The organism is Bacillus sp. SM2101 (assembly GCF_018588585.1).
GTDB classification, from domain to species: Bacteria; Bacillota; Bacilli; order Bacillales; family SM2101; genus Nanhaiella; species Nanhaiella sioensis.
In genome coordinates this window covers 130,499-156,925 of record NZ_JAEUFG010000012.1, presented here as the reverse complement: position 1 = coordinate 156,925, position 26,427 = coordinate 130,499, and the positions used below count along the sequence as shown (strand labels likewise).

At 34.6% G+C, this 26,427-nt stretch carries 27 protein-coding genes; 9 read left to right on the top strand and 18 right to left on the bottom strand.

Translation table 11 applies throughout. The features are described 5' to 3' along the window. Nucleotides 1-268: 268 nt before the first annotated feature. Together tatA and mobA are read right to left on the bottom strand one after the other, a co-directional pair. On the bottom strand, nt 269-475 hold the full coding sequence (tatA, locus tag JM172_RS13615) for a twin-arginine translocase TatA/TatE family subunit (RefSeq protein WP_214482906.1): 207 nt from the start codon (nt 473-475) through the stop codon (nt 269-271). Nucleotides 476-563: 88 nt separating this feature from the next. After that, nucleotides 564-1,172: a molybdenum cofactor guanylyltransferase gene (gene mobA / locus JM172_RS13610; RefSeq protein WP_352223491.1), complete on the bottom strand. Its 609-nt coding sequence runs from the start codon at nt 1,170-1,172 to the stop codon at nt 564-566. 358 nt (nt 1,173-1,530) lie between these two features. On the opposite strand from mobA, the gene JM172_RS13605 reads away from it, so the two are divergent. Next, the gene (locus JM172_RS13605; protein ID WP_214482905.1) at nt 1,531-3,009 is read left to right on the top strand and encodes a methyl-accepting chemotaxis protein; all 1,479 of its coding nucleotides are present in this window, start codon (nt 1,531-1,533) and stop codon (nt 3,007-3,009) included. Nucleotides 3,010-3,046: 37 nt separating this feature from the next. Here the strand turns inward: JM172_RS13605 and JM172_RS13600 are convergent, their stop codons facing one another. After that, nucleotides 3,047-3,580, bottom strand: a complete 534-nt coding sequence (locus JM172_RS13600; protein WP_214482904.1) for a methylated-DNA--[protein]-cysteine S-methyltransferase — start codon at nt 3,578-3,580, stop codon at nt 3,047-3,049. A 363-nt stretch (nt 3,581-3,943) separates the two neighbouring features. On the opposite strand from JM172_RS13600, the gene JM172_RS13595 reads away from it, so the two are divergent. After that, nucleotides 3,944-5,176: an aminopeptidase gene (locus JM172_RS13595; RefSeq protein ID WP_214482903.1), complete on the top strand. Its 1,233-nt coding sequence runs from the start codon at nt 3,944-3,946 to the stop codon at nt 5,174-5,176. 434 nt (nt 5,177-5,610) lie between these two features. On the opposite strand, the gene JM172_RS13590 is transcribed toward JM172_RS13595, so the two are convergent. From JM172_RS13590 to JM172_RS13580, 3 genes are read right to left on the bottom strand one after another with little or no spacing between them, the layout of a single operon-like run. Next, nucleotides 5,611-6,396, bottom strand: coding sequence for an ABC-2 transporter permease (locus JM172_RS13590; RefSeq protein ID WP_214482902.1), 786 nt, complete (start codon nt 6,394-6,396; stop codon nt 5,611-5,613). After that, nucleotides 6,393-7,298, bottom strand: coding sequence for an ABC transporter ATP-binding protein (locus tag JM172_RS13585; protein WP_214482901.1), 906 nt, complete (start codon nt 7,296-7,298; stop codon nt 6,393-6,395). The genes JM172_RS13590 and JM172_RS13585 overlap by 4 nt, the downstream gene beginning before the upstream one ends. Beyond that, nucleotides 7,295-7,534 (bottom strand): PLD nuclease N-terminal domain-containing protein, encoded by a 240-nt coding sequence (locus JM172_RS13580; RefSeq protein WP_214482900.1) that lies wholly within the window; start codon nt 7,532-7,534, stop codon nt 7,295-7,297. The genes JM172_RS13585 and JM172_RS13580 overlap by 4 nt, the downstream gene beginning before the upstream one ends. A gap of 137 nt (nt 7,535-7,671) precedes the next feature. On the opposite strand from JM172_RS13580, the gene JM172_RS13575 reads away from it, so the two are divergent. Then, nucleotides 7,672-8,217, top strand: a complete 546-nt coding sequence (locus tag JM172_RS13575) for a helix-turn-helix domain-containing protein (RefSeq protein ID WP_214482899.1) — start codon at nt 7,672-7,674, stop codon at nt 8,215-8,217. 233 nt (nt 8,218-8,450) lie between these two features. On the opposite strand, the gene JM172_RS13570 is transcribed toward JM172_RS13575, so the two are convergent. From JM172_RS13570 to JM172_RS13560, 3 genes are all read right to left on the bottom strand, one after another. Next, nucleotides 8,451-8,609: a hypothetical protein gene (locus JM172_RS13570; RefSeq protein ID WP_214482898.1), complete on the bottom strand. Its 159-nt coding sequence runs from the start codon at nt 8,607-8,609 to the stop codon at nt 8,451-8,453. Between the two features lie 84 nt (nt 8,610-8,693). After that, entirely contained in the window at nt 8,694-10,076 is a 1,383-nt protein-coding gene (locus tag JM172_RS13565; RefSeq protein ID WP_214482897.1) for a glycine--tRNA ligase, read from the bottom strand. Between the two features lie 426 nt (nt 10,077-10,502). Next, the gene (locus tag JM172_RS13560) at nt 10,503-10,952 is read right to left on the bottom strand and encodes a MarR family winged helix-turn-helix transcriptional regulator (RefSeq protein ID WP_214482896.1); all 450 of its coding nucleotides are present in this window, start codon (nt 10,950-10,952) and stop codon (nt 10,503-10,505) included. 291 nt (nt 10,953-11,243) lie between these two features. Between JM172_RS13560 and JM172_RS13555 the strand changes: the two genes are divergently transcribed. Further along, nucleotides 11,244-11,663 carry an organic hydroperoxide resistance protein gene (locus tag JM172_RS13555; protein ID WP_214482895.1) on the top strand — a complete coding sequence of 140 codons (420 nt, stop codon included), beginning with the start codon at nt 11,244-11,246 and terminating at the stop codon, nt 11,661-11,663. A 127-nt stretch (nt 11,664-11,790) separates the two neighbouring features. Here JM172_RS13555 and JM172_RS13550 read toward each other — a convergent pair whose 3' ends face one another. The 3 genes from JM172_RS13550 to JM172_RS13540 all read right to left on the bottom strand — a co-directional run bounded on the left by JM172_RS13550 (nt 11,791) and on the right by JM172_RS13540 (nt 13,837). After that, entirely contained in the window at nt 11,791-12,129 is a 339-nt protein-coding gene (locus JM172_RS13550) for an AzlD domain-containing protein (protein WP_250886660.1), read from the bottom strand. A gap of 51 nt (nt 12,130-12,180) precedes the next feature. Continuing rightward, the gene (locus JM172_RS13545; RefSeq protein ID WP_214482894.1) at nt 12,181-12,933 is read right to left on the bottom strand and encodes an AzlC family ABC transporter permease; all 753 of its coding nucleotides are present in this window, start codon (nt 12,931-12,933) and stop codon (nt 12,181-12,183) included. Between the two features lie 94 nt (nt 12,934-13,027). Then, nucleotides 13,028-13,837: a TrmB family transcriptional regulator gene (locus JM172_RS13540; protein ID WP_214482893.1), complete on the bottom strand. Its 810-nt coding sequence runs from the start codon at nt 13,835-13,837 to the stop codon at nt 13,028-13,030. A gap of 382 nt (nt 13,838-14,219) precedes the next feature. Between JM172_RS13540 and JM172_RS13535 the strand changes: the two genes are divergently transcribed. The 5 genes from JM172_RS13535 (at nt 14,220) to JM172_RS25190 (ending at nt 16,847) form a co-directional block, all read left to right on the top strand. After that, the gene (locus JM172_RS13535) at nt 14,220-14,720 is read left to right on the top strand and encodes a hypothetical protein (protein WP_214482892.1); all 501 of its coding nucleotides are present in this window, start codon (nt 14,220-14,222) and stop codon (nt 14,718-14,720) included. A gap of 11 nt (nt 14,721-14,731) precedes the next feature. Beyond that, on the top strand, nt 14,732-15,967 hold the full coding sequence (locus tag JM172_RS13530) for a glutathionylspermidine synthase family protein (protein ID WP_214482891.1): 1,236 nt from the start codon (nt 14,732-14,734) through the stop codon (nt 15,965-15,967). Nucleotides 15,968-15,989: 22 nt separating this feature from the next. Then, complete coding sequence (locus tag JM172_RS13525) at nt 15,990-16,385, top strand: DUF350 domain-containing protein (protein WP_214482890.1); 396 nt, start codon at nt 15,990-15,992, stop codon at nt 16,383-16,385. Nucleotides 16,386-16,467: 82 nt separating this feature from the next. Continuing rightward, on the top strand, nt 16,468-16,599 hold the full coding sequence (locus tag JM172_RS25195) for a hypothetical protein (protein WP_284730462.1): 132 nt from the start codon (nt 16,468-16,470) through the stop codon (nt 16,597-16,599). A 116-nt stretch (nt 16,600-16,715) separates the two neighbouring features. After that, nucleotides 16,716-16,847, top strand: a complete 132-nt coding sequence (locus JM172_RS25190) for a hypothetical protein (protein ID WP_284730461.1) — start codon at nt 16,716-16,718, stop codon at nt 16,845-16,847. A 133-nt stretch (nt 16,848-16,980) separates the two neighbouring features. Here the strand turns inward: JM172_RS25190 and JM172_RS13520 are convergent, their stop codons facing one another. The 6 genes from JM172_RS13520 to JM172_RS13495 form a co-directional block, all read right to left on the bottom strand. Next, entirely contained in the window at nt 16,981-18,171 is a 1,191-nt protein-coding gene (locus JM172_RS13520) for a M20 family metallopeptidase (RefSeq protein ID WP_352223484.1), read from the bottom strand. Between the two features lie 290 nt (nt 18,172-18,461). Further along, on the bottom strand, nt 18,462-19,352 hold the full coding sequence (galU, locus tag JM172_RS13515; RefSeq protein WP_214482888.1) for a UTP--glucose-1-phosphate uridylyltransferase GalU: 891 nt from the start codon (nt 19,350-19,352) through the stop codon (nt 18,462-18,464). Between the two features lie 210 nt (nt 19,353-19,562). Further along, complete coding sequence (locus tag JM172_RS13510) at nt 19,563-20,636, bottom strand: NAD(P)/FAD-dependent oxidoreductase (protein ID WP_214482887.1); 1,074 nt, start codon at nt 20,634-20,636, stop codon at nt 19,563-19,565. Nucleotides 20,637-20,640: 4 nt separating this feature from the next. Further along, the gene (locus JM172_RS13505; RefSeq protein ID WP_214482886.1) at nt 20,641-22,668 is read right to left on the bottom strand and encodes a class I tRNA ligase family protein; all 2,028 of its coding nucleotides are present in this window, start codon (nt 22,666-22,668) and stop codon (nt 20,641-20,643) included. A 52-nt stretch (nt 22,669-22,720) separates the two neighbouring features. Next, entirely contained in the window at nt 22,721-24,043 is a 1,323-nt protein-coding gene (locus JM172_RS13500) for a lysine N(6)-hydroxylase/L-ornithine N(5)-oxygenase family protein (RefSeq protein ID WP_214482885.1), read from the bottom strand. Nucleotides 24,044-25,426: 1,383 nt separating this feature from the next. Beyond that, nucleotides 25,427-26,383 carry an L-threonine 3-dehydrogenase gene (locus tag JM172_RS13495; protein ID WP_214482884.1) on the bottom strand — a complete coding sequence of 319 codons (957 nt, stop codon included), beginning with the start codon at nt 26,381-26,383 and terminating at the stop codon, nt 25,427-25,429. Nucleotides 26,384-26,427 lie beyond the last annotated feature (44 nt).

Below are 26,427 nucleotides of genomic sequence, written 5' to 3'. Positions count from 1 at the left end.
TTATTGGACATAAAAAAGCCCCCTTAAGGTAATCAGATTTTATTTTTTAATCTGTCTACCTTAAGGGGAGCATATCATTTTTACTAAAAATGGGCAGTATGATGAGTTTTATGAGAGCTAAATAATTGTAAAAGTAGAAAAGATGCCACGAACACTAGATGTATACGTGCTTATATCCTGGAAAGAAAGTAACAACCTATGCGAAAATAGCCAAAAAAAAGAAGGTTAACCCAACTTATTCGCCTTGAAAGGTGGATCAACCTAATTATTACTTTTTCTCTTCACTTTTGACGATTTGATTCACTTCTTTTACTTCATCTGTTACGTCACTCGTTAGCTCACGAGCTGATTTTTTAAATTCTTTTAATGTTTCTCCAGTAGCTCTACCAATCTCAGGTAATTTTTTCGGTCCAAAAATTATTAAAGCTAAAACAAGAATTAATATTAATCCAGGTATTCCGATGTTTGTTAACATTCATACCATCTCCTTTTTATGATGCATGCACATATTGTTAGAGATAACTACTAAATGTAGTTTATCATGTTCACCTAAAAAAAACGAACTACTTATTAGGATCTTTGTCCTTTACCCAACGTTTTACCTTTTCATAATCCATCGGATAGTTCATATTAAAAAATACTCTTCCTAAGTCAATGTCTTCTAACTTCATTAACTCCTGCTCATTAATGTATCGTACTTGAAGACGAGATAATACATCTACAACTTTTAATTGATTTTCCTTTAAGCATGAATGAATAATTGGTAATGCACTTTTGCTATAAACTGCATACAATGGATGGATTTTGCCACCAATAATAGGGACGACTGCGTCACAACCATTCGCTTGCGACAGTAAATATGATGTAACTGATGTAGATATAAACGGCATATCACAAGCCACAACAACATTTTTATCATTTTGGGCCGCTTGTAAACCAGCTTGCAAGCCAGCAAGAGGTCCTTTTGCATCTACAAGATCAGGAACAATGGGGATCTCTAAAAACTTGTATTGTTGCTCTTGATTAGTTACAAGGATGATTTCTTCAAACATCAATTGTAACGCCTCTTTCATTCTCACAATATTGTATTTTCCTTCAACCCTTAATAATGCTTTATTTGTGCCCATTCTCTTAGATTGGCCACCTGCTAAGATAATAGCCCCAACATCCACTTTGATCACCTCTGGTTGGACGCTGTAATAATTTTTGGCTGCTTTCGCATAGACTGTTGTTATTCATACAAAAAGTGTATCAATAGATTTCTTGGCATCTTTTCCTCTAAAAAAGAATGACTGTTGAGTAAAACAACATCATTATCTTCTAGTTTAGGATAAATAGCAACAAGGCTTACGAAAAGAGCCTAGTTATTTATATTAATATTATATCAAATAGCCTTCTCAATATATGAAGTAGAAATTCTATTGTCACAAATATGTCAAAAACCGAATTTATATCTTAATGAATTAATTATATAAAAAATGGTAAAATCAAAGAGCCCAAGAGGCATTTTAGGTAAGGGGGTTCATAGTTATGACAAACATAGAATTAGTTGAAAAAAGAAATAAACTACTTATCTCAATACTATGGTTTACATTTACAAGTGTTTTTTTATGGAATTTTTTCCATGCTGGATTACGTTTAAGCCTTATTCAATCCATACCTGATCTAATTATTAACACAATCATCACTGTATTAATTCTGAAAAGGAAATTCATCTTTTATACGATGTATCTAGTCGTTCTTTCTTCCGTTATTACTACATATGTCGTTTTTAGTGTAGACCCATCAATTATTATGTTTTTCCTAGTTGTTCTTTACGTAACAGTGATCTCACTGTATGAAAATTACATACCTATCATTTTAACCGCTATTTCAAATATTGCTATATCCAATTATTTCTTTTTGAATCATGATTCTACTGCTTTTGCTGCAATGAATAAGACCGATATTATCGGTATCGATGCGATGATTGTACTTATTATATTGGTAAATATTATTCAAGGTGTATTTAGTAAACGTATGCGCTTAGAAAATCAAGAAACATATGAACAAGTTTTACAAGCGAAAGAACATACCGACTCTTTACTTGGGAATATTAAAACTACAGTTGAATTTTTACATAGATTTGAAACTGACTTAGAAGATCACTCCAAAAAAACAAAAGAAATTTCAGAAGAAATTACTGTTTCATTTTTAGAAGTAACTAAAGGGATAGAAAGCCAAGCCGCTAGTGTTGTTGATATTAATGAAGCTATTCAATCAGCAGATAGCTCTATAGAGAATGTTACATCCGTCTCCAATCATATGAATAACCTATCAGAAGAGACATTGAAAACGATACAAGATGGCAACAACAATGTTGAAGTTTTAATGGGAGAAATAGAGAAAGTTCACACAATAATAAATTCGACAGTAGCTGTTATGAATGACTTAAGCAATCAAAATCATAAGATAGAAGGGATAGTAAATAAAATAACTGGCATCTCAGAGCAAACAAACCTGCTAGCTCTCAATGCGGCAATAGAAGCAGCACGTGCAGGGGAACACGGAAAAGGCTTTGCGGTCGTTGCTGACGAAGTGAGAAAGCTTGCGGAGGACTCTCGACACTCGACTGCAGAAATCACTTCTATTTTAAATGGTATACAAGAAAAAACGTTACATGCTGCCGAACAAACAAACCTCGGAGAAAATGCAATTTTACAAAGTGAGCAAGTAATGAAGGTCGTCCAAGAGACTTTTAAAGCAATTAAAAGTACAAGTGAAGAAGTAGAAGAAGAATCCGGAAAAGTTAATGACATGCTTGCTGAAATCTTAGGGGATAGTCACCGTATTTCAAACGAAATCTTGTCAATCTCAAGCATTACACAGCAAAGCTCTGCTTCATCTCAAGAGATACTGGCACATATGGAAGAACAAAATAATCGTATTAAAAATATCGTTTCAAGCTTCAAGAAATTAGAAGATATGATCGAAACATTAGAAAATTTAGTAGCTGAAAAAGCTATGTAACAATATAGGATGTAGCTAAGAACGTAACTCCATCGTCTTAAGGGTGAGTTACGTTCTTATAGTATTTTTCTTCATGCTTTAGTAATGCCTCTTTAATATCAATTCCTCCAGCAAACCCTGTTAGCTTACCATTTTTCCCAATCACTCGATGACAAGGGATAATGATAGGTAATGAATTTTTACTATTAGCGCCACCTATCGCCCTAGCTTTTTTCGGGTCACCTAACACTTGAGCTTGTTCTTGGTAGCTTATCGTATGTCCAAAAGGAATCGTTGTTAGTGCTTGCCATGCCTGTTTTTGGAATGACGTTCCTTCCACTTTCAACGGAAGATCAAATTGTATTCTTTGTCCACGAAAATATTCTTCTAATTGCTTTACCGATTCATTTAAAATTTCGTTATTTTCATTGTTATTCATTGAATCATAATACTCTTTATTGAAGGTACTTGACGAAACAAAGATAATTTCATATAAAAATTCATCTGATGCTATTAATAAAATCGGTCCAACCGGACTGTTCATCTGTCTTTTGTTTAATTCTCTTTTTTTTGTAGCCATTACACCAACCATTTGACACCTCTTTATTTCAATTAGCTTTTTTCGTATAGTTTGTTGCTATTGTATTTATATTAAAAAGGCGGCTGAGTTGTATTCAGCTTTCATCATTTTACTTATTGTTTAGTACGCAAAACAACATGCATGTAAAAACAGCCTTTTAATATGTTTAGACATTTGAAAATCTATAGGAAGATAATGATATAATAAGAAAATATTCGAGAAATAAAACAGTAGCACTTAACTGTATTTCCTTGGATCTATTCATTATGCGTACTTAACTTAGTTAGTGTACAATGATGAAAGGATCATTTTCTTACATAAGTATATCATGTCCTCACATACCGAAAAAATATTATGATAAAGGAGAATCTAATGATGGCAAATTTTCAGCGTAATTTAGAAAAATATGCAGAATTAGCTGTGAAAATTGGTGTGAATATTCAAGAAAAACAATCCCTATATATATCAGCATCAATTTCAACAGTTGAGTTTGTTCGTCTTGTTACTAAAAAAGCCTATGAAGCTGGTGCAAAAAATGTTCACGTTGAATGGGGCGACGACACGATTACAAGAATGAAATACGACCTCGCTCCAGATGATGCATTTAAAGAATTTCCACTTTGGAAAGCTCAAGGACGAGAAGAGATGGCTGAAGATGGAGCAGCATTCTTATCGATTACTTCTACAAATCCAGATTTATTACAAGGTGTTAACCCTGATAGAGTCGCTGCTGCACAAAAAGCACAAGGTAAAGCATTAGAAAAGTTTAGAAACTATATTCAATCAGATAAAGTTAGTTGGACTGTTATCGCTGTTCCGTCGAAAGAATGGGCAGCAAAAGTATTTCCTGATGCAAAAGAGGATGAGCAGGTAGGCTTGCTTTGGAATGCCATTTTTAAATCAACACGTGTTGATTTAGAAGACCCAGTTCAACAATGGCAAGAGCATGACAAAACTTTACAAGCTCGTGTAAAGTTTCTAAATGAAAAGAAATATAAAGCATTACATTATACAGCATCTAATACAGACCTCACCATAGAGCTACCTACGAACCATATTTGGCTTGGGGGTGGAGGCAAAAATGAAGATGGTACGTATTTCATTGCGAATATCCCGACAGAAGAAGTATTTACTATGCCACTAAAAACTGGTGTAAATGGCTATGTATCGAGTTCCAAACCATTTAATTACCGTGGTAATTTAATTGAAAACTTTACATTAACCTTTGAGAATGGCAAGATTGTTGACTGCAAAGCTGAAAAAGGTGAAGAAACATTAAAACGTCTTATTGAAACAGACGAAGGGTCGCATTATTTAGGAGAAGTCGCATTAGTTCCACATGACTCTCCAATTTCAAATTCTAATATTATTTTTTATAATACATTATTTGATGAAAATGCCTCTAATCATTTAGCTATCGGTAGTGCATATCCAACATGTATCGAGGCTGGTACTACAATGGATAAAGAAGAGCTAGAGAAAAACGGCGTAAATACAAGTGTACTTCACGAAGACTTTATGGTAGGTACCGCTGATATGGATATTGACGGTTTATTACCTGACGGAACAAAAGAACCACTGTTTCGTAACGGGAATTGGGCAATATAATAATTCTCATTTATGATGTAAACTAAAATGAAAAACACTCACTGTAAGAAAATTTGTTTACCCAAATTTTGTGTGAGCAACCACGAATAACATCAGTTAGGAAAAATTTGGTATAAGAAATGATTAGTCATGTTTTTTGAGCGATCATTTCTTATACCATAACAAACAATGTGCTGTAATTTCCTCAAGATTATTCTCAAATTATAATTCCCACTTTCCAAGTAATTCTTCTTTAGCATTCGCTATAATATCTTCATATTCGAAACAGGTGTCCCCTGCTATTAGTACAAAGGTATAAATTCGACACTATACTAGAGTTTCATAGTATCTATTGTTCTGAAAACAATGAGAATAGCATAAATGCTATATTATTAGTAAATAACCTTTTATCATACGCACCTAAGGCTATACATAATTTTTTATCTGTAGCCCATCTATTTATTATACTTTTTGTTGGAAATCCAATAATTTATTACAAAAAGTATAAGTGCAACCCATATAAGTGTTATAAACAAATTACCGGCAGCACTAGAACTTATTGACCCTGTAGCTAGCACTTCCATACCATTTTTGCTCATTATAGCAGGATTAACAAAGTCCATAATAGGGTTCAAACCGAGTATCATTCTACACCCTAGTAGAAAGACAATGGAAAGAATCGCGATAAGTCCTTGACTGTTAAAGATAGTACTAATCATCGTTGTAAATGTGACAATAAATAGTACCCATACAAGATAAAATAACATAGCAATAATCATTCGTGAAAATGAAACATGTGTAAATAGATAAATAACATATAGATAAGAAACAAAGAATCCTATTATTACACCAAAAGACGCCATTAAGAAATTTGGTATAACCTTTCCACTTATATATGAAATAATATTAACAGGTCTTGTTAAAATAAATGCCAACATACCATTTACTTTATCTGTGTGTATGATACCCATTGTTGAAATGATAAGAATGATAAGTCCAAGTTGATCAAATTGTGAGCCAAAAGTGCTTGCAAGTACTTCTCCTCCGCTTTGGGTATATATACTTGGATCAATTGTAATACCTGTCCCCCCTCCTAATGATTCAATGATTGATGGTAAAAAAAGTGTGACCACTGGTTGAGTTATCCCTAGGATGATAAAAATAAGAGGAAGCCAAATTAATTTATAATCACGTAACATCTGTACAAATTCTTTTTTAGTTAGGACAATAAAGCTATTCATGCTCCCACCACCATTCTCAAGAAAATATCTTCTAATGTATCACTATTGATTTCAAACTTGACCAGGTTTACTTCATGTTCTAATGCATTTTTTAACAATAAATCTTTACTTGTTTCTATATTTTCGACTTTTATTTTCAATGTATGTCCAGTGACTTCCACATCCTTCACAAAGGGAAGTGCTTTTACAACATCAACCCATTTTTGATCATTGCTATCAATCACTACTCTCAAGATCTTTTGACTATACTGACTTAACAAATCGATGGCAGTAGTATCTTTAATTTTCTTCCCATTTTTAATGATCATAAATCTATCACATATTTCTTCAGCATCTGCAAGTATATGAGTTGATAATAATACTGTCGTCTCTTTTTTAATTTCTTCGATCAAATTTAACACTTCTCTTCTCCCAATGGGATCTAAAGCTGATACTGGTTCATCCATTACGATAAGTGCAGGTCGATGTAATAAAGCTTGAGCTATACCAAGCCGTTGTTTCATTCCACCAGAAAATGTACCTACTTTTGAATTTTCTTCTCCTTTCAACCCCACTTTTTCTAAAACATTAGGTATTGAGTGAGTTAATTCCTCTTTGTTTACATTAGATAACTGACCCATAAACATTAATGTTTCAATGGCTGTCATCCATGGGAAAAATTCTGGATGTTGCGGCAAATAACCGATTTCCCTCTTCATTTTTGCAACATGCTTCCCATCCAATAGCACTTCTCCTGAATTAGGAAAAATAATATTAGAGATCACTTTTAATAATGTAGATTTCCCCGCCCCATTTGGTCCTATTAAACCTACACATTCTCTTGTTTTTATGTCCATTGAGAAATGATTTACAGCCAATTTACCCTTAAATTTTTTTGTTACATTCTTAACCTCTAATTTCATCTTACCTCACCATCCTTTCTCCCATGAATAAAGTAAAATACCGGTCCAAATGTATTTACCAAAAGTATAATAAAGGACCACATAAGTACGTTTTGTCTCGTATTTCGATGCCTATACAAGTCAATGAACGCAATTAAAACCAATAATGTACTCAATGCTATCACTGACAAAATAACAGGTAACAAAGGCATAAAATCAACACCTTTTAATTCATCCAACCCATAATGTAACTTCATATTATCACTCCTCAATTTTATTATCATTATCGATAATGATAACATTGAACTGTACGTATTGCAAACGTTATTATTATTATTTATAATGAGAATGAAATTAGAAAAGTAAAACACACTACTAATAAAAGGTGAGATATATGAAAAATAAGGTAGAAATCTTAATGCACCCTGTGAGAATGAAAATTTCTCAGGTGCTTATGCGCAACAATAAAAATGGACTAACACCATTAGAGATGGTTAAGCTCATTAAAGATGTACCCCAAGCAACACTATACAGACATATACAAGTTATGCTTGATGCTGGTGTTATTAGCGTATTGAAAGAAAAAAAGGTGAAATCTGTTTCAGAAAAGTATTACACCTTAAATGAGGATGCAGCTAGACTAAATATTGCAGAATGGCAAACAATTTCTAGTGAAAAAAAAATTGATTATGTTTCCTATTATCAATTGACACTATTGAATCAATATCAAAGTTATTTGACTAAATTAGAAGAGCAAGGTAATTCAGAGGATGGCGCTACTTTTTCGGTAGTGGAGCTAAAATTAAATGATGAAAAGTTTTTAGAATTTCAAAGAGACCTCAATACATTAATAACTAAATACTACAATCATGCTAACGATCGTAATGAAGAAGATATTCCAGTTCGAACACTTGCCGTTACTATCATTCCTGAATCTTAAGTTACTTGACTAATAAATCACACTTTCATTTATTGAAGCCCTTTACTTTCTATGAGGTTCTTGATTGCATCAAAACAGCTGCTTCCGCTTTTTTAAATTTTTTAGCTAAGGATCGCTTACAAAGAAACACCAGAAGGTAAAATGCACCTTCTGGTGTTTTTGGGTTCCACCGTCGCCCACAGGACGTGGGCTGGTTTTAGATGGAATTGGGTCGGCTACACTTTTTTACCTGTCTAGCTACTGCGCCTATCCCCTCGAGTCGCTTCACCATTTCTCATGAAGTCAAAAAGCGACTTCAAGCGAAATGCTTCCAGCGCTTGTCGGGGATGAACAAGGCGCTTACGCTTTTCTTTCTGTCTAGCTACTGCGCCTATCCCCTCGAGTCGCTTCACCATTTCTCATGAAGTCAAAAAGCCACTTCAAGCGAAATGCTTCCAACGCTTGTCGGGGATGAACAAGGCGCTTACGCTTTTCTATTAAAATCTAACTTTTTCTTCTAGGAAGCTTTTTAATTCATTTATAGGTAAACGCTGTTGTTCCATTGTATCACGATCACGAACGGTTACCATGTTATCATCCTTCGAATCGAAGTCATATGTGATACAGTATGGTGTTCCAATTTCATCATGTCGACGATAACGTTTCCCAATGGAGCCGGCATCATCGTAATCAACCATAAAGTCTTTAGCAAGATCTTGGAATACTTGTTTTGCTTCATCGGATAGTTTTTTCGATAATGGCAAAATTGCAGCCTTAATAGGTGCTAAAGCTGGATGAAAATGCATCACTGTTCGGGAAGTCCCATCTTCCAATGCTTCTTCTTCATAAGCATCAATTAAAAATGCTAATGTTACGCGGTCCGCACCAAGCGAAGGCTCAATACAATATGGAATATAACGTTCATTTGTCGTCTGATCAATATAATTGAAGTCCTCACCTGAGTGCTCCATATGCTGCTTAAGATCGTAGTCCGTACGTGATGCAATTCCCCATAACTCACCCCAGCCAAATGGGAATTTATATTCAAAATCAGTTGTAGCATTACTGTAGTGAGATAATTCTTCATCAGAATGATCTCGCAAACGAATGTGATCCTTCGTCATACCTAAAGAAAGTAGCCACTGTTCAGCCTGTTCCTTCCAATAGTCAAACCAATCAATTTCTTCACCTGGCTTACAGAAAAACTCAATTTCCATTTGTTCAAATTCCCTTGTACGGAAAGTAAAGTTACCAGGCGTAATTTCATTACGAAAACTTTTTCCTATTTGAGCGATCCCAAAAGGTAACTTTTTTCTCATTGTTCGCTGAACGTTTTTAAAGTTAACAAAAATCCCTTGAGCTGTTTCTGGTCGTAGATAAATCTCATTGGTACTTGATTCAGTAACTCCTTGATGTGTTTTAAACATAAGGTTGAATTGACGAATACCCGTAAAATCATCACTTCCACAATCTGGACATGTAATTTGATGCTCTGTCATCAAATCTTCCATTTTTTCAAATGGAAGTCCATCAACTACCAATTCAATCCCTTTGTCTTCAAGTGCATTTTCAATTAGCTTATCGGCACGATGTCTTGCTTTACATTTTTTACAATCAATCATCGGATCATTGAAATTCCCTAAATGTCCAGATGCTTCCCACGTCTTTGTGTTCATTAAGATGGCAGCATCAAGTCCTACATTATAAGGTGATTGCTGAACAAATTTATTCCACCAAGCTTTTTTAATATTATTTTTCAACTCTGTACCTAGTGGTCCATAATCCCATGTATTAGCTAATCCCCCGTATATTTCCGAACCTGGGAAAACAAACCCTCTATGCTTTGCATGTGCTACAACTTGCTCCATTGTTACAGACATAGTTTGACACTCCTTCAAAAAATGTGTTTTATATGGAAATTATTAAGCTTTTACACCTCATAACGCCCATATTTTATATCATTACTATTCCTCCTGTAGATAGAGAAAAAACAAAAAACCCCCATCCCTCGGCGAATAGCGCCTAGGGACGAGAGTTTGTATCCCGCGGTTCCACCCTAGTTGATACTAATAATTAAGTACCCTCTTTGGAAAATTAACTCCAGATTGCCGTTTCACTGATTTTTTATCAGGCTTCCACCATCCCTGATTCGCTTAAACAACATTTTCAGTTACTATTGATCCTTCATCGTTTAATAAATATATAAGTTTGAAAATTATTTTATCAAAAATCTACATTAATGCAAGTGGTTAAATATCATTACATTTTAATTTTAACATTTTATATAATTGCATGTATGATAATCACTACTTTTTTACATTCACTTGATGTACTTGATTAAGTAGCTGTTGAACTAGTTTCCTCATACTAACCAATTCATTTGATGACATCTCACCAATGTCAATTAATGACATTGGTATGCAAATAGCTTTTTCTTGTAACAGTTTCCCGCCCTCGGTTAATTTAATTAACACTCTTCTTTCATCTACACTAGACCTTTCTCTAACGATCAACCCTCCATCTTGCATTCTTTTTAATAAGGGCGTTAAAGTCCCAGAATCTAAAAACAATTGTTCACCTAACTCTTTCACTGTGCTCTCTCCACTTTCCCACAGTACAAGTAAAACAAGATATTGAGGATATGTTATGCCAAGCTCATCTAATAATGGTCGGTACATTTTAGTAATTTCTCTAGATAAGGCATAAACAGAGAAACAGAGCTGGTTATCTAATTTAAGTAATTCATCATTGTTCATTTTTTCCCACCTACATTTCAAAAAAGTTGTGCACAATTAATTTCTTACAAATAAAATTATCTTTTTACACATTAATTGTCAACTACTCAGAATACGTTAGTTATTTTTAACGTAAAAACATATTGAATATTTACATGTTGATCAGCACATAATGATTCTGATGACACAATACTCTTCCAAAACATAAATAAAAACTGTTGACAAATAAAATTTTACTAGTTATATTAGTATTACAAAATTAAATTGTGCACAACTAAATTGTGTAACACTTACTATAAAGGAGAATGAAAAATGGAAGCAATTTATACAGCAAAAGCTACAGTTCAAGGTGGAAGAGAAGGAAAGGTTTCTTCAAGTGATGGTGCTATTCAATTAGATTTAAGCATGCCGAAAGAACTTCAAGGTCCTGGTGGAAGTGGAACTAACCCAGAGCAATTATTTGCAGCAGGATACGCAGCTTGTTATGAAAGTGCATTAAAATTAGTTGCTCGTAATAAAAAGATGGCGATTGGAGATACTCAAGTAACTGCACAAGTATCAATTGGAAACGATCCAGCTGGCGGATTTAAATTAGCAGTTCAACTTGATGTGAAAATCCCTGGTGTGGAAGTTGATGTGGCGAAGGAATTAATTCAAGAAGCTCATCACGTTTGCCCATATTCAAAAGCTACTCGTGGTAATATCGATGTAGTATTACGTGTTGTAAAATAACTTACTTGAAAATAACAAAAAGGTGGAACAAGATTGTATCCACCTTTTTTATTATGACCTCATCGTTATGGGGCTCGGATAAAACTTCATCACCCTACCCATTAGCAACAAAGCTTCCGAAAAGAGACTACATCATTATTAACATGATAACGACAGCTATGATTGAACCTGATAACACTAACAAAATGTGTAAACGTAATAACGACAATAATACAGCAACAATGCCTCCGGTTAAGCCAATAAAAATATTATCTTCTTGAATTGTTAAAATCCCTGGGAAAATCAGTGCCCCCAATGCTGCATATGGGATATATGATAACCAACGATTAACCCAATTGGGAAATGTAACGAAATTAATGACAAATGCTGGGATAACACGTGGTATAAATGTTACAATTGCCATACCAATAATAATTAATAATATTTCCATATCATCTACAAACCTCATTTCTATCATTGATAACATTTATTAACCTACCCTTTTGTGATTGGGTATACTTTGATCAATGCAAGTTTACTAGCTATTTTGTTGTATAGATTCTCGTTCTTTGAAAAACACACCTATGAGGCTACTTATAAGTGTAGCTATGACAATAGCCCAACCTGAGCTTACAATCATTGACGCAAATGTACAAATGACCATACTTATTACAACGATGCTCAATACTAACCTTGATTTCCGCGCTACTGGTACTACTAGGGCAATGAACATTGCATATAGACCAACGGACATACCTTGACTAATAACCGGCGGAAAAATACTCGAAAAAAGTCCACCAACAAGAGTCCCTGCTATCCATGATACATACGCTGTTGCAAATATGCCTAGAATAAAAAATTGATTTGTGGCATCTTTTTCCTTACCTTGTAATGAAAATACTGAAAATGTTTCATCTGTTATACCGAAAGATAACAAAGCTTTCCACTTCATAGGAATATGGTTTAGTTTATTTATGAATGACATACTCATAATGAAATGACGAAAATTAAGGACAAATGTAGCTACAATAATTTCGATTACAGTTGCATTGACCATCACCATACTTGCTGCCATAAATTGACTCGCACCTGCAAAGACAGCGATTGACATAAAGGTTGAATGCCATAGCGACAAACCTGATTGGACAGCAATCATTCCGAATGTAACTGCAATCGGAAAATAACCAATCGCAATTGGTAGAGCAACCCTTGACCCTTTTAAGAACAAGTGACTATTTTGTAGTTTTTTTCTCTGGGATATGTTTTTTTGTTCAACATTTATGCTAGGCATCACATTTCTCCCTTCACAAGTTTACATAACAACTTAATATTAGATGTTATCTTTCTAACTACTAATAATTCGTGTGTAAAAAAGGCGGCTCAATTCATTTGAACCGCTTTCCTGTTACAACATGAAGAAGGTCATTGTCCTTTCTCCATAGTGAATCTAATTTATCCTCACCAAATTTACGAGTGATTTCTTCAATCATAATATCATGCCTAATATATTCAGTTGCGACTAATATAAGTGCAGGATCTTTCGATTTGACTGCCCAAGCAGGTGTTTCTTCAGAAAAATTTGCTATGATTACCTCTTCTCCATCTCTAGCAGCAATTGTTAAATGACCACCTGTTCTTTCTTTCACTACATCTGGTGGCATGTAGTTATGGTGATAAGTCGATCCTAATTGTAAATGTCGATTACCGAACAAAATAGTAAAGATTTTAACTCCTTCTTCATGACGCTGATCGACAGCTTCTTGTATCATAGGAGTTTGTGGCTCCCATACTGATAACCATAGTTCTTTTTCAGCCTTGCCAATTAAATCAACTATTTCCGCTATAACTAGTTCGTCACTACGGATATGCCAAATAACATCTGCTTCGCGTTCTCCTTCTAATGTCATTAAATTTTTTTCTAGGTAATCAAATGACTGTTCAAATTGGCTCCTAAACCTTGTGATTAATTCCTTAGCAGGTACAGGACTATATTTCACAGGATCAGAAGGCACTTTATATATCGCACCCTTATCCAACAATTTAGCTATCACTTCATATATCATCGATCGTGGAACTCCTGAAAGCTTACTAATTTCATATCCTGTACTAGGAGATTTCTTTAGCAAGCTTATATAAGCTTTACATTCATATTTAGAAAAACCCAACTTTTGAAGTTCATTATAAATTTCTTCCACTTCTTACTCCCTTTAGTAGTTATTATACTACCTACTATAAACATATTGAAATAATTGTCAACTTTTATATAGCTTCTTTACCATGTTTTTCTCACTAAAAATTAAATATATGTTTACAATTACCGTTTGTAGCGTACTATCTCCACAAAGAGATGGCTATCGATAATTCGATTACAGAAGCTACATCATTAACAACAGGAAGCATGCAGGATGAAACTTTTATTAACGCAACACGTAAAAGAGATAAGGGGAAGAAAATATGATCGTATAATACTCTTTATAAAGAAGGACAAAATTAATCATTTTTTACCATTTGTACCTAATTACAACATTAAGTTTCTATGATACGATATGAATGTGATTTTTTGAAAGCAGGTGTACTATGAGCAAAACTATAAAATTAATTAAAGGTTTATCAGCGGCTGTGATTGCAACTGGGTTATCTGGTTGTTCAAGTGCGGCAAATGAGTATACTTATGAAACAACTGATAGCGGAGATGGGGATACAAGAACCATTCCAATCGAGCCATCGGTAGTTGGCTGTGATGAGTGGGACTGGGATGTTGATGATGAAATGTATGAATGTGATGACGATGATTCAGATTATCGCGGTCATTACTTTTATCAAAATAAGCTATTCAAAACAAAAGCTGACATAAAAAGTGGGAAGTATAGTAAAAGTTTTGTTTCATCTTCAACGAATGCTGTAAATAATAATACTAACAATTCCACCTCCCAATCAAACCAGTCACAAACTAAATCTTCAAATAATTCCGTGTCAACTAATTCTGAACAATCAACAACTTCCACTCAAAAGTCACAATCAAGTTCAAGTAGTTCATCTGGATTTGGTAAGAGTAGCAGTGGATCATACGGAGGGTAATAACTACTACGATGAAGGAATGGGAAATTCACAGAAGAGTGTTTTACGATCGTATACCCAAATTTTGGCCTGACATGTATGGTCAAGAATACGCATTATTTGATATTCATCCTCTCACTAAGGATGAAGTAGAAAACATCCGCCTTGCTTCAAGTCACATTGGGAGCATCTTTTTTAAGGTTGCTCGACTATTAAGGCACGTTAATAACGAAACACTGCAGCAGCTTGGGTTCCCCAATGAGTCAATTCCTTATCTTCGTCTACAAACCATCGACGTAGAAACGATCATTGCACGACTTGATCTAGTAAAAGTAGGTAGCACTTATAAGGTTTTAGAATTTAACGCTGATACACCTACCTTTATTAAAGAGCTATTCTCAATCAACGGTAAGGTATGTGATGCATTCGGGTATCAAAACCCTAATCATCATGAAGAAGAACTTTTAGCTAATTCTGTACGACAAGCGATTTTCTCTAGTATTAAATATGTACAGGAGATAAGCAATCCGTATGTCGTATTTACATCCCACGAAGAAAGTGATGAAGATTTAAACACCTCACTTTACCTTCAAGACTTGGCAAATATTCCTTCAAGATTCGTGCCGCTTCATAAGCTACAAATTAAACAATCAGAAGGATTATACGATGAAAATGGGCGTAAAATCGATGTGTTATATCGTCAAACATATCCTTTAGAGCATTTGGTATGTGATAAAGATGAGTTTAACAATAATATAGGGGTCATGTTACTTGACCTTGTTCGTGATCAAAAGCTTGCAATTATCAATCCACCCTCAGCTTTTTTATTACAATCTAAAGCGATTCTTGCAGCCATTTGGGGGCTACATGAGGATAAGAGTGACTTTTTTTCAAAAATCGAGCATGATCGAATATCAACATATTTTCTCCCTACTTATTTAGAGGCAGACCCTTTAATAGCAAATGAACTAAACTATGTCAAAAAACCTTCTTTCGGACGAGAAGGAGATACTGTTGAAATATTCTCATCAAAAGGAGAAAAAATACTAGAGGATAAGAATAAGTCCTATACGAGCTCTTTGCCTGTGTACCAGCAATTAGTCGAGTTACCAAAGACTAGCTTTCAAACAGTGAACGGAATGAAAGAAGGCCATATTATTATAGGTTCTTTTTTACTCCAAGGAAGAGCAAGTGCCATTGGCTTTCGTGTCGGAAACAAAATAACTGATAATCTATCTTACTTTTTGCCAATCGGTATCAAAAGATGAAAATGTTGAGAGGAGAACTATAATGAATTTATACTTAAACTTTCTAGCTTATGCTGGTACTGCACTATTGATGTTAATTATTGGGCTTATTGTTTTTGAACTAACGACAAAGAATGAAAAATTCAAAATGATAGGACAGGGGAACAGAGCAGCAGCTATGGTCATTGGTGGTAAGCTCCTTGGTATCGCCTTTGTTATTGGATCGGCAATGGAATACTCGATCTCTATCATTGACATGATTATTTGGGGTTCAATCGGGATACTCGCACAAATCATTGCTTCCATTTTAGCTGAAGTTGTGACGATTCGATTTAGTATTAAAGAAGCAATTGATAAAGATAACCGTGCGGTTGGTACATTCTTATTATTAATGTCATTAGCAATAGGCTGGGTCATCTCCAAAGCCCTAACTTATTAAGAAAAGCGTAAGCGCCTTGTTCATCCCCGACAAGCGCTGGAAGCATTTCGCTTGAAGTCACTTTTTGACTTCATGAGAAATGGTGAAGCGACTCGAGGGGATAGGTGCTGGAGCTAGACAGTTAGAAAAGCGCAGCCGACTGCTTAATCCCGACAAGCACTGGAAGCATTTCATTAGAAGGCGCTCTTTGACTTCAAATGAAATGGTGAAGTGACCTCGAGGGATTAGGAGGTGGAGCTAGACATACAGAAAAGCGGTAGCGCCTTGATCATCCCTGACAAGCGCTGGAAGCATTTCACTTGAAGTCGCTTTTTGACTTCATGAGAAATGGTGAAGCGACTCGAGGGGATAGGCGCTGGAGCTAGACATACAGAAAAGCGCAGCCGACTGCTTAATCCCGACAAGCACTGGAAGCATTTCATTAGAAGGCGCTCTTTGACTTCAAATGAAATGGTGAAGTGACCTCGAGGGATTAGGAGGTAGAGCTAGACATACAGAAAGCAGAAATGGCCACAACATTTTAACAATGCTGTAGCCATTTTTCTTTATAGCAAACTAGAATCTAATAATTTCATAAAATATTAAACAACTTCCATTATGCGTTTATAGTAGCATATTGCTTAAGGTACGATAAAGTCACTGCTCCTAGTGTTTTGGCAGCAATTAACATAGCCTCTTCATCAATATTAAACTTAGGGTGATGATGTGGATAAGCTTTTTCCCATGTAGGGCTCTTTGCTCCTGTGAAAAAGAATGCGCCTTGTACATGTTGAAGATAATACGCGAAATCCTCTCCTCCCATAGAAGGCTCACACGTAATAACTTCATCTACACCAGGTACATTTTTCGCTATATCCATTAAATACTGAGCTTCAGCTTGATGATTAATTACAGGAGGGTAACCTCTTGTAAAGTTAAATGTATAATCCGCATCAGAAGAAAGGCATGTTCCTTTGACAACTCTCTCTAACTCTTGTTCAATTAGATCTCTCACTGTCTCATCAAATGATCGAGCTGTACCAATTAGAACAGCAGAATCTGATATGACGTTAAATGGATTACTCGCCTCAAAAGACCCTACAGAAATTACTGCCGATTGTAAAGGGTCTACTCTTCTAGAAACAATTTGCTGCAGATTTGTAACAAGTTGTGCTCCTATAACTACTGAGTCTTTTGTAAGGTGAGGCTCTGCCCCATGACCTCCTTTACCTTGTACAGTAATTTCAAATCTATCAGCGGCAGCCATGAGTGCACCTTTCCTACATGAAATCTGTCCAACAGGTGAAGTTGCCCATAAGTGTGTTCCAAAAATTACGTCAACACCATCAAGGCAGCCATCATTAATCATGTCAATCGCCCCTCCTGGAGCTACCTCTTCTGCGTGCTGATGAATAAAGACGATATTTCCTTGTAACTCTTCCTTCATCATATTTAACACCTTAGCTAATACTAACAATGTCGCAGTATGACCATCATGTCCGCAAGCATGCATAACTCCGTCAACCTTTGACTTATATTCCACATCATTTTCTTCATGGATTGCTAATGCGTCAAAATCAGCTCGAAGTGCCACTGTCTTTCCAGGTTGACCACCTCGTAACGTTGCAACAACTCCACGTCCTCCTACTTCTGATCTAACCTCATGGCCTAAGTGCTTATGGTAATCGGCAATGTATGCAGGCGTTGTTACTTCTTTAAAAGAAAGCTCAGGGTGCTGATGTAAATGTCTCCTGATTTCCACCATCTCATCATAATGGTTTTTAAGAAGTTCATATAATCTTTCCACTACTTCCACCTTCTTCATTTAGTATTCATTACTTTAAGTATATATAATTCTATGGTCAAAGTGGAAGTCCCGACCACACATATTAACCTATATTTAATTCAAAATAGCACTTTCGAACTCGTATATCCTTGTTGGTTGCCTCTTTTGTCTTTCTGCTTGTTTATATGAGGTCACCTTCTATGTCACATTGAATCAATAATTCCAGCGCACAATCAACATTATTTATGCTATATAATTGACCTACATTACTTAATCCCTGTTATTGATTTCTTCAATATTGTTTGTGTTCTTTATGCTTGAGGTTTTACTTTTTCTCTCTGAAGTAAATCTTCCATTATACGAATAACGGAGGACTTTATCTCGTCATTTTTCATAGAAAACTCTAATGTCGTTTGAATAAAACCTAATTTTTCGCCCACATCATATCTCACACCATCAAAATCATAAGCAAAAACACGTTGTATTTCATTTAACTTTTGAATGGCATCAGTCAACTGTATTTCGCCCCCAGCCCCTACTTCCTGCTTATCCAAAAATCGAAATATTTGTGGTGTTAAAATATAGCGACCCATTATTGCTAAATTTGACGGAGCTGTACCTTGCTTTGGTTTTTCTATAAATTCACTAACTTGATAACGTCGTCCATTTTTTTCTATAGGGTTTATAATTCCATATTTTTCAGTCTCATGCTCTTGTACTTGTTGTACACCTATAATTGGTGCTTCTGTTTCCTCATATTCATTAATTAACTGCCTTAAGCAAGGTGGGTCTGATACGACTATGTCATCCCCTAACAAAACAGCAAATGGTTCATCATTAATAAACTTTCTTGCACTCCAAATAGCATGTCCTAAACCCTTTGGTTCTTTTTGCCTAATGTAATGAATATTAGCTATATTAGATGCTGCTTGAACTTTATGAAGCAGGTCATATTTTTCCTTTTCTATTAAGCTCTGTTCTAACTCAAAAGCTGTGTCAAAATGGTCTTCAATTGCGCGTTTACCCTTTCCAGTGACAATCATAATATCCTCAATACCTGAAGCAACTGCCTCTTCCACAATGTATTGGATAGTAGGCTTATCTACAATTGGAAGCATTTCTTTAGGCATTGCTTTTGTTGCTGGTAAAAACCTAGTGCCTAAGCCTGCGGCAGGGATAATTGCTTTTTTTACAGTTTTCATCTACTGACCTTCCTTCTTTATAAGTAGTTAGTATTTTATGATAATTACTTGTTGGCTGTTTTCGAATTATTTGTTGCTTTTCGCTCTAAGATATAAATACGTAGATATCTATTGTTCCAGGGCATCTTTTCTTCTCTAGGAACTATAAAATGACGTTTACGAAAAGAGCCCTTTCTTGACCAACCTTACTTTAAACATAAATCATTTTATTTATTGTTCCATCTCTTTGATGAGTTTAACTGTTCTTTGTCCTACTGCTGGGGAAAGTTTATACCCTCCCCCACTCCATCCAGCTGATATTATTAAGCCTTTTAACCCAGATGCTTCCTCTAAAATTCCTACTTCATTATTTGTATAACCATCAAAACTTAACCTTCCACCAGAAAAGGTGCTGTTGTCAAACCATTGAAAACGCTTCTTAGCGATCTGGTTTACCTTTAATGTTTCATCATAATCCATTGCACGTACATCATCGGGATTTATATCCCACTGATTTGTTGGATAGCCAACTAGTACAAGATCATGAGTATCTGGTCTACTAAATAACTCTGTCGTATTATCAATGAAAGCTGGTAGTATCAATGCTTCTTCAGGTCTCTTAACAAATTGAATTTGAATACTTTTACTCCGAATTCGATAGTTTAATTGAAGCTGCTGTATAAAAGTTGAACTCCAAGCACCTGTAGCTAGAATAACTGCCTTTGCTTGGATAAAACCTGCTGTCGTGTTGACTCCTACTACTTTCTCATTATCAAGTACAATATCTGTGACTTCTGTGCCTTCCATTGCTATTGCTCCTAAAGATCTAGCCGCATCAATCCAAGCTTTTGTTGTTAGAACTGGATCTGCAAATCCACCTTCTGGTTCATAGGCAACTGCTCCGACTCCATCAAACGAAAGAGAAGGGAACAGCTTTTTCGCTTCATTTATTGTCAAAGCTTCAATTGAATATTCATATTGTTGTTGTAGCTTTTTTACTTCATCTAACATGTAGGTAACTTGATTGTCAGGTATTAAATGTAGCAATCCTGTTTTTACGTAACCACAGGACCTACCTATTTCTTGTTCGAAATTTTTGAAAGATGAAAAGCTTTCCATCGACATCTCCGTTAAAAGTGGATTAGAGTGGTAGACTCTTATGAACCCACCAGATTTTGCAGTTGAACCGCAAGCAAAATGACTTTTCTCTATTAATGCAGCATTATTATATCCATTTTTCGATAAATAATATAATATGGATGCACCAATGACTCCTCCACCAATTATAACTACATCTCTTTCCATCAAGTTACTTCACCTCTAATTCTCTTAGACATTCCTTAATAGGAAGAAAGAATGTATCCTGGGAACTAGAAATTCGTAAATTACCTTCTATTATGATTGGATTATATTCCCATTTAATTGGTTCGTTTATTCCTAGGCATTTCCAAAGTAACTGTGAAAACTGTGGCATAATTGGCGCAACTAATATTGCTAATTGTTTTGCCGATGTCAGTTCTAGCGATATACTTGTTTGATAGTCATCAATTAGTGAGGTAATATCACCTAAATATTGCTCGGATTCACCAAAAGCTGAGGATTTACGAACAAACTCATTTAATAATCTAGTTACTTGCTGTGGTGAAAAGCTATCTGCTTCATATGCCTTAGTTACTTCAGTGACAGTGGTTTTTATCATTTCATAAAAAGATAGATGCCTATCTGACCAATTACCTACGTGAGGAGTTACTCCACCGTATCGATGATTTACTTTATCTAATAAGTGTTGCAGCCAATTTTGCCACTCATTCATTAACACCTGTTCATTCGTGTGCTCAAATTCTAATAAAGAGAAATTTGTTTGTCTATTTTCTGGACGAATGTAGGAAAGAAAAAAACGGACTTGGTCAGTTGGAATTTTTCTAAAAATATCCTGACCCCAGATAGCGTGACCCCTACTCGTAGAAAACTTTAAATTATCTAATTGTAAAAATTCATTCGTTACAAAAACATCAGGTAAATGCATGTCAGAATCAAATGCCATATGTAACGCTGGAATAAGGACTGCATAATAGAAACCATTATCAAAACCAAAAAATTGTATATTTTTTGATTGATCATTTTTCCATATCTTTTTCCAACTGTCATTTGTATCATATTGCTTTAAACACTGATCGGTTGCAGCCAAATAACCTGGTGCCATTTCAAACCAAACGTACAAAATTTGATCATTATACGTATCTAACGGTACTGGTATTCCCCAATCTGAAATATGGGTGATACGAATGTCGGGTAACCCCTCTGATAATAGCTTTTCACAAAGCGAACGTAGATGTGAACCCATCGTAACTTTTTTATAGTATTCACGTAGCTGATTATTATAATTTTGAAGAGGAAAGTATAAATGCTTTGTCATTTTTATTGAAGGAATATGATCACACTGCTTACACTTTACATCGAGCATATCTGTGCAATCATTCGGTTGACCACACTTCTCACACCCATTTCCATCACTGCTTTCTAAACAGTGAGGACAATTTCCCTTGACATGAGCACCATATAAATAACAATCACAATATTCACAAAATAAGGATGGTACTTCCTTTTCAATTAACTTACCTTGGTTATATAGTTTCATAAAAAATTGTTGGATAAAATCTAAGTATTCAACAGAGTGGTTTGGTCTATATAAATGATCCATTTTTATCGAAGCTAAAGAAAAAGTATCTTCAATCACTTTACCAAAAGAATCAGCTACTTCTTTTGGGGATCTTTTGAGCTGATCTGCTTTAAGGGGAACATAACTTTGAAAGTCATCTGTCCCGCTTATATAATGGCTCTTAAGATCTTGTAGCTTCAAAAATCGATTATAAATATCTGCGCCTAAATACGGCCCAGATAGATGACCAAGGTGTAAATCGCCATTAGGTGTTGGTGGCGGGGCAGTAATTAACGTCTTATGCGCATAATTATGAGGACCTGTATCGAGCGCTTCCTCTAGTAATTTACTATCTTCCCACCATACGGCTAAAAATGTTAAATCTTTATGGTTCGTATTATTTCTTAAAGAGTGCGTACTAAAAGCATTTAAATAAATGACGTCCCCACTCTCAACTTCTGCTATCTCATCATCAACTTCAATAACTCCGCAACCATCTAATATATAAAATAATTCGCCTTCATGGTGATTATGTGGTTCAGAAGAATGGCCTGGTTTAATAACACAATATGAAGATCCAAAAGGAGGATCAGGAACGTTCTCCCAAGCAGCAATTCTTTTACAAAGTATTCCATATTCGTGAGAAAACTCATTTTCGTTAAGCTTTTGAATATTCAATTTTGTTGCCTCCCAATTATTTAAGTTTTCCTGCTATATAATCGGATAATTGTTATTCTACAAAATTATTAAGCTGTAAACTCTTTAAAATTTCGCCAGCTCTAAAAGGTAAAATTGATAATAATGTGTCACTTAAGCCATTATTTTGTTCATTAAAACCCTGCACATAAATTGATGGTGACAAGGAGTCTTTAACAACTAATTTATGGTCTCTATCTACCTTGACTTGACCTTTTTCGTCTTTTTCCATATATTCAGTAATACCATCTATTAGTGATGGAATTTTTCTTTGATAGCCAGTTGCTAAAAATATGCCATCAGCTGATATCTCTTCAAGTTCATTTTTCATATTTAAAAACTCACCAGCTAAATCCTCGCCCTTTTCAACAATATTTTTCAAATCCATAAATGGTTTTATTTCACATCTGTTTGAACCAGATAATTTTTGAATATATATCATTTTATAAATATCCTTAATTAATTGCGCATCTACTACAGCATAATTCGTATTTTGATGTTCATCTAAAAAAGATGATCTTTGCTCAGATGTTAAATTGTTAAGAAAATCTACCATTGAATGGTGGTATAACTCGTTTACAAACGGGCTATCATCTGTTTGCCTATAGGCATAGTTTTTAAAAGCAGCAGTTACATGGGCATTTTTATAATGATTCATTAAATAATAAAAAATTTCTGCTGCACTTTGACCAGATCCTACTACTACAAAACGATATGGCTTATTAGTATCTGGATAGTTTTCTTTTAGTTTATAAAGAAACTGGTTTGAATGAATAACTTTATCAGAGTTTATTTCGAGATGTTCTGGAATGTTTGGTTTACCACCAGTAGCTACGATAATATTTTTCGCTAAAAACTCTGTAACATCTCCAGTCTTTAAGTTTTCTGTAGTCATTTTAATATATTTAATTCTATGATTTTTTTCTTCACCATACGGCTCAATTCTACTGACTTTTGTTCCATAGTGTACCTGATTAGCAAAATGACCTGCTGCCCAACGAAAATAATCATTATATTCTAACCTTGTTGGGTAAAAATCTCGTAAATTAATAAAATCATTTAATCGATTTTGTACTTTTAAATAGTTTATAAATGAAAAATAACTTTGTGGATTTCTTAAGGTTACTAGATCCTTTATAAAAGAAACTTGTAGCTGCATTCCATCTATTAACATATTAGGGTGCCATGCAAAATGATCTTTACCTTCAAAAAACACACTATAAAAATTGCTATCAGACTCTTCAAGTGCTATAGCTAATGCAAGGTTTGATGGTCCAAAACCTATTCCTGCAATATCAACAACAGGCATATTATCAATTATTTCATTTACTTCCTCTTTCATGACAACCTCTTCCACACAAATCCCCCCAGATTTATATAATTCAAATCTACTAATACACTATATGTATTGTAGTGGTAATTATGTCCATATAATTAGAATTAATTGTATATTCATGGCTGTTTTAATTAATAGTTAGATCGTTTTAACAGTGATAATAGTGAAAAAATGAATTTAACTTTATCTATTTTTCTCGAAGTAAGTAATGTTCAATTCGAATGTAGTTTAGTAGATTTTAAATGGCCTATAAAAATGACCGTGGGCTTTATTAATTTCGAAGACAGGACTATAGTAAAATGCATCACACTAGAAATTTTTATTTTGCAATAAATATCAGGATACTATGATAGTATTGTACATAGAACGATCTATTAATTATCCAAATAGCTTGCCCGCCATTAAACGATTTACAATTTAATTAATTGAATATTCTTGTAATAACTCGTGATAATTCAAAAAGTGACAATAATCGAAATATCTTAACCCATTAATAAAATTTATGCTAAGTACACCATAACTAATAATATTTTGATAAAATTGCTTAATCTTCTATATCACAATACAATCTACTTGATTGGTATTAACACTTAGTCTATCGATAGAGTAATTCTAAATTGCTGCCCCATGAACTTGCTTTAAACCTATCTCTGCAGGATAACATCCAGTAACTAAACTATCAGACGCTATTCCCATGATAGAGATATTCATAATTTATCCTCTTCAATTTCTTATCTTAAATATGCTGGTAGATTCCCCCTTAAAATATATTATTATTAAAAAATGGTATGGAAATAGCAGTCACTAAATTAATATATAAGATTATATTTAATTGTTAATTAGTTTATGCTATATATCTCATTTACTTTTGTAAAAACATAGATAGAAGCTTTCATGCTAGTATAATTCCATGGACACAGCTTCATTATGTCCTAAAACAGTACAAGGATAGGTTTTGTGTATAATGATGGATAAAAATACGGATAAAAAGCTATGATTATGAACGGTCTTTATCGTTCTAGTAGATGAAGAATTTAAAGTGAAGTAACGATTTGTTTTCTTTTATTGAGTAAGAGTATGGTAACAGGTGAGGATCTTGTCAACAGGCTGTTTTGCCTTGATTGTTACTTTTCGTACTTACATATCAGCACGCTGGTATTTTTCCTTCCTTTTTACAATTATTGAACTCTCGTAATACGCTCCATTCTGTTCGTTTTAAGTAAAAATCACAACAAAGATTACTAACAGAGCCAACCAAAGTGAAACAGCAAATGCACCATAGCAATATCTTTAACAAAGACTATTGCTGCATTGCAAATAAGAAAACAAATAAAAATAGACATCTCATTATGTAAAGATGTCCATTTCTAACCCTTTTGTTGAATTTTGTTTTTAATATAAACCTTACACGTTAACTAATTGCTTTTTTTTTAGCTTTTCCAACATATCTACTGTCATTTTTTCTAAGTCATAATTCACACTGAAATCCCACTCATCCTTAGCAGCTGAGCAATCTATGGCATTAGGCCAACTATCTGCTATTGATTGTCTGACAGGATCAACATCATAGTATAGCTTGAACTCTGGAATGTGTTGTTGAATAGCTACCTCAATATGCTCAGGTGCAATACTCATTGCAGATACATTAAAAGAATTTCGATGCTTAAGACGAGTTGCATCAGCCTCCATTAATGTAATAACTGCATGAACAGCATCTGCCATATACATCATATCCATATACGTTCCTTTATTAATAAATGAAGTATATTGCTTCTTTTCAATTGCTTGATAGTAAATATCGACTGCATAATCAGTTGTTCCTCCCCCAGGTGGAGTCATATAAGAAACTAATCCTGGAAAACGTAGACCTCTCGTATCAACTGCAAACTTATGATAATAATAATCACATAATAATTCACCAGATACTTTATTTACACCATACATTGTTGTTGGTCTTTGAATGGTGTCTTGTGGTGTTTGTTCTTTTGGCGTGTTCGGTCCGAAAGCACCAATTGAACTTGGAGTAAAAAATTGACACCCTAGTTCCCTAGCTACTTCTAAAGCATTAACAAGTCCTCCCATATTAAGATTCCATGCAAGTAATGGCTTTGATTCAGCAGTAGCTGACAGCAGCGCTGCCAAGTGAATAATCGTATCTACTTCATAACCTTTAGCTAAATCGAACATTTTCTTATCATCTGTTACATCAAGAATCTCAAATGGACCTGAGTGTACCACTGCACTATCAATATTTCGAATATCAGTTGCAATGATGTTGTTCGGTCCATAAATATCGCGCATTTTCATGACTAACTCGGAACCAATTTGACCTAATGCACCAGTAACCATGATTTTTTTCATCTTACATCCCCCAAATCATTTTGATATGGAGTTTCTCAAGGGTA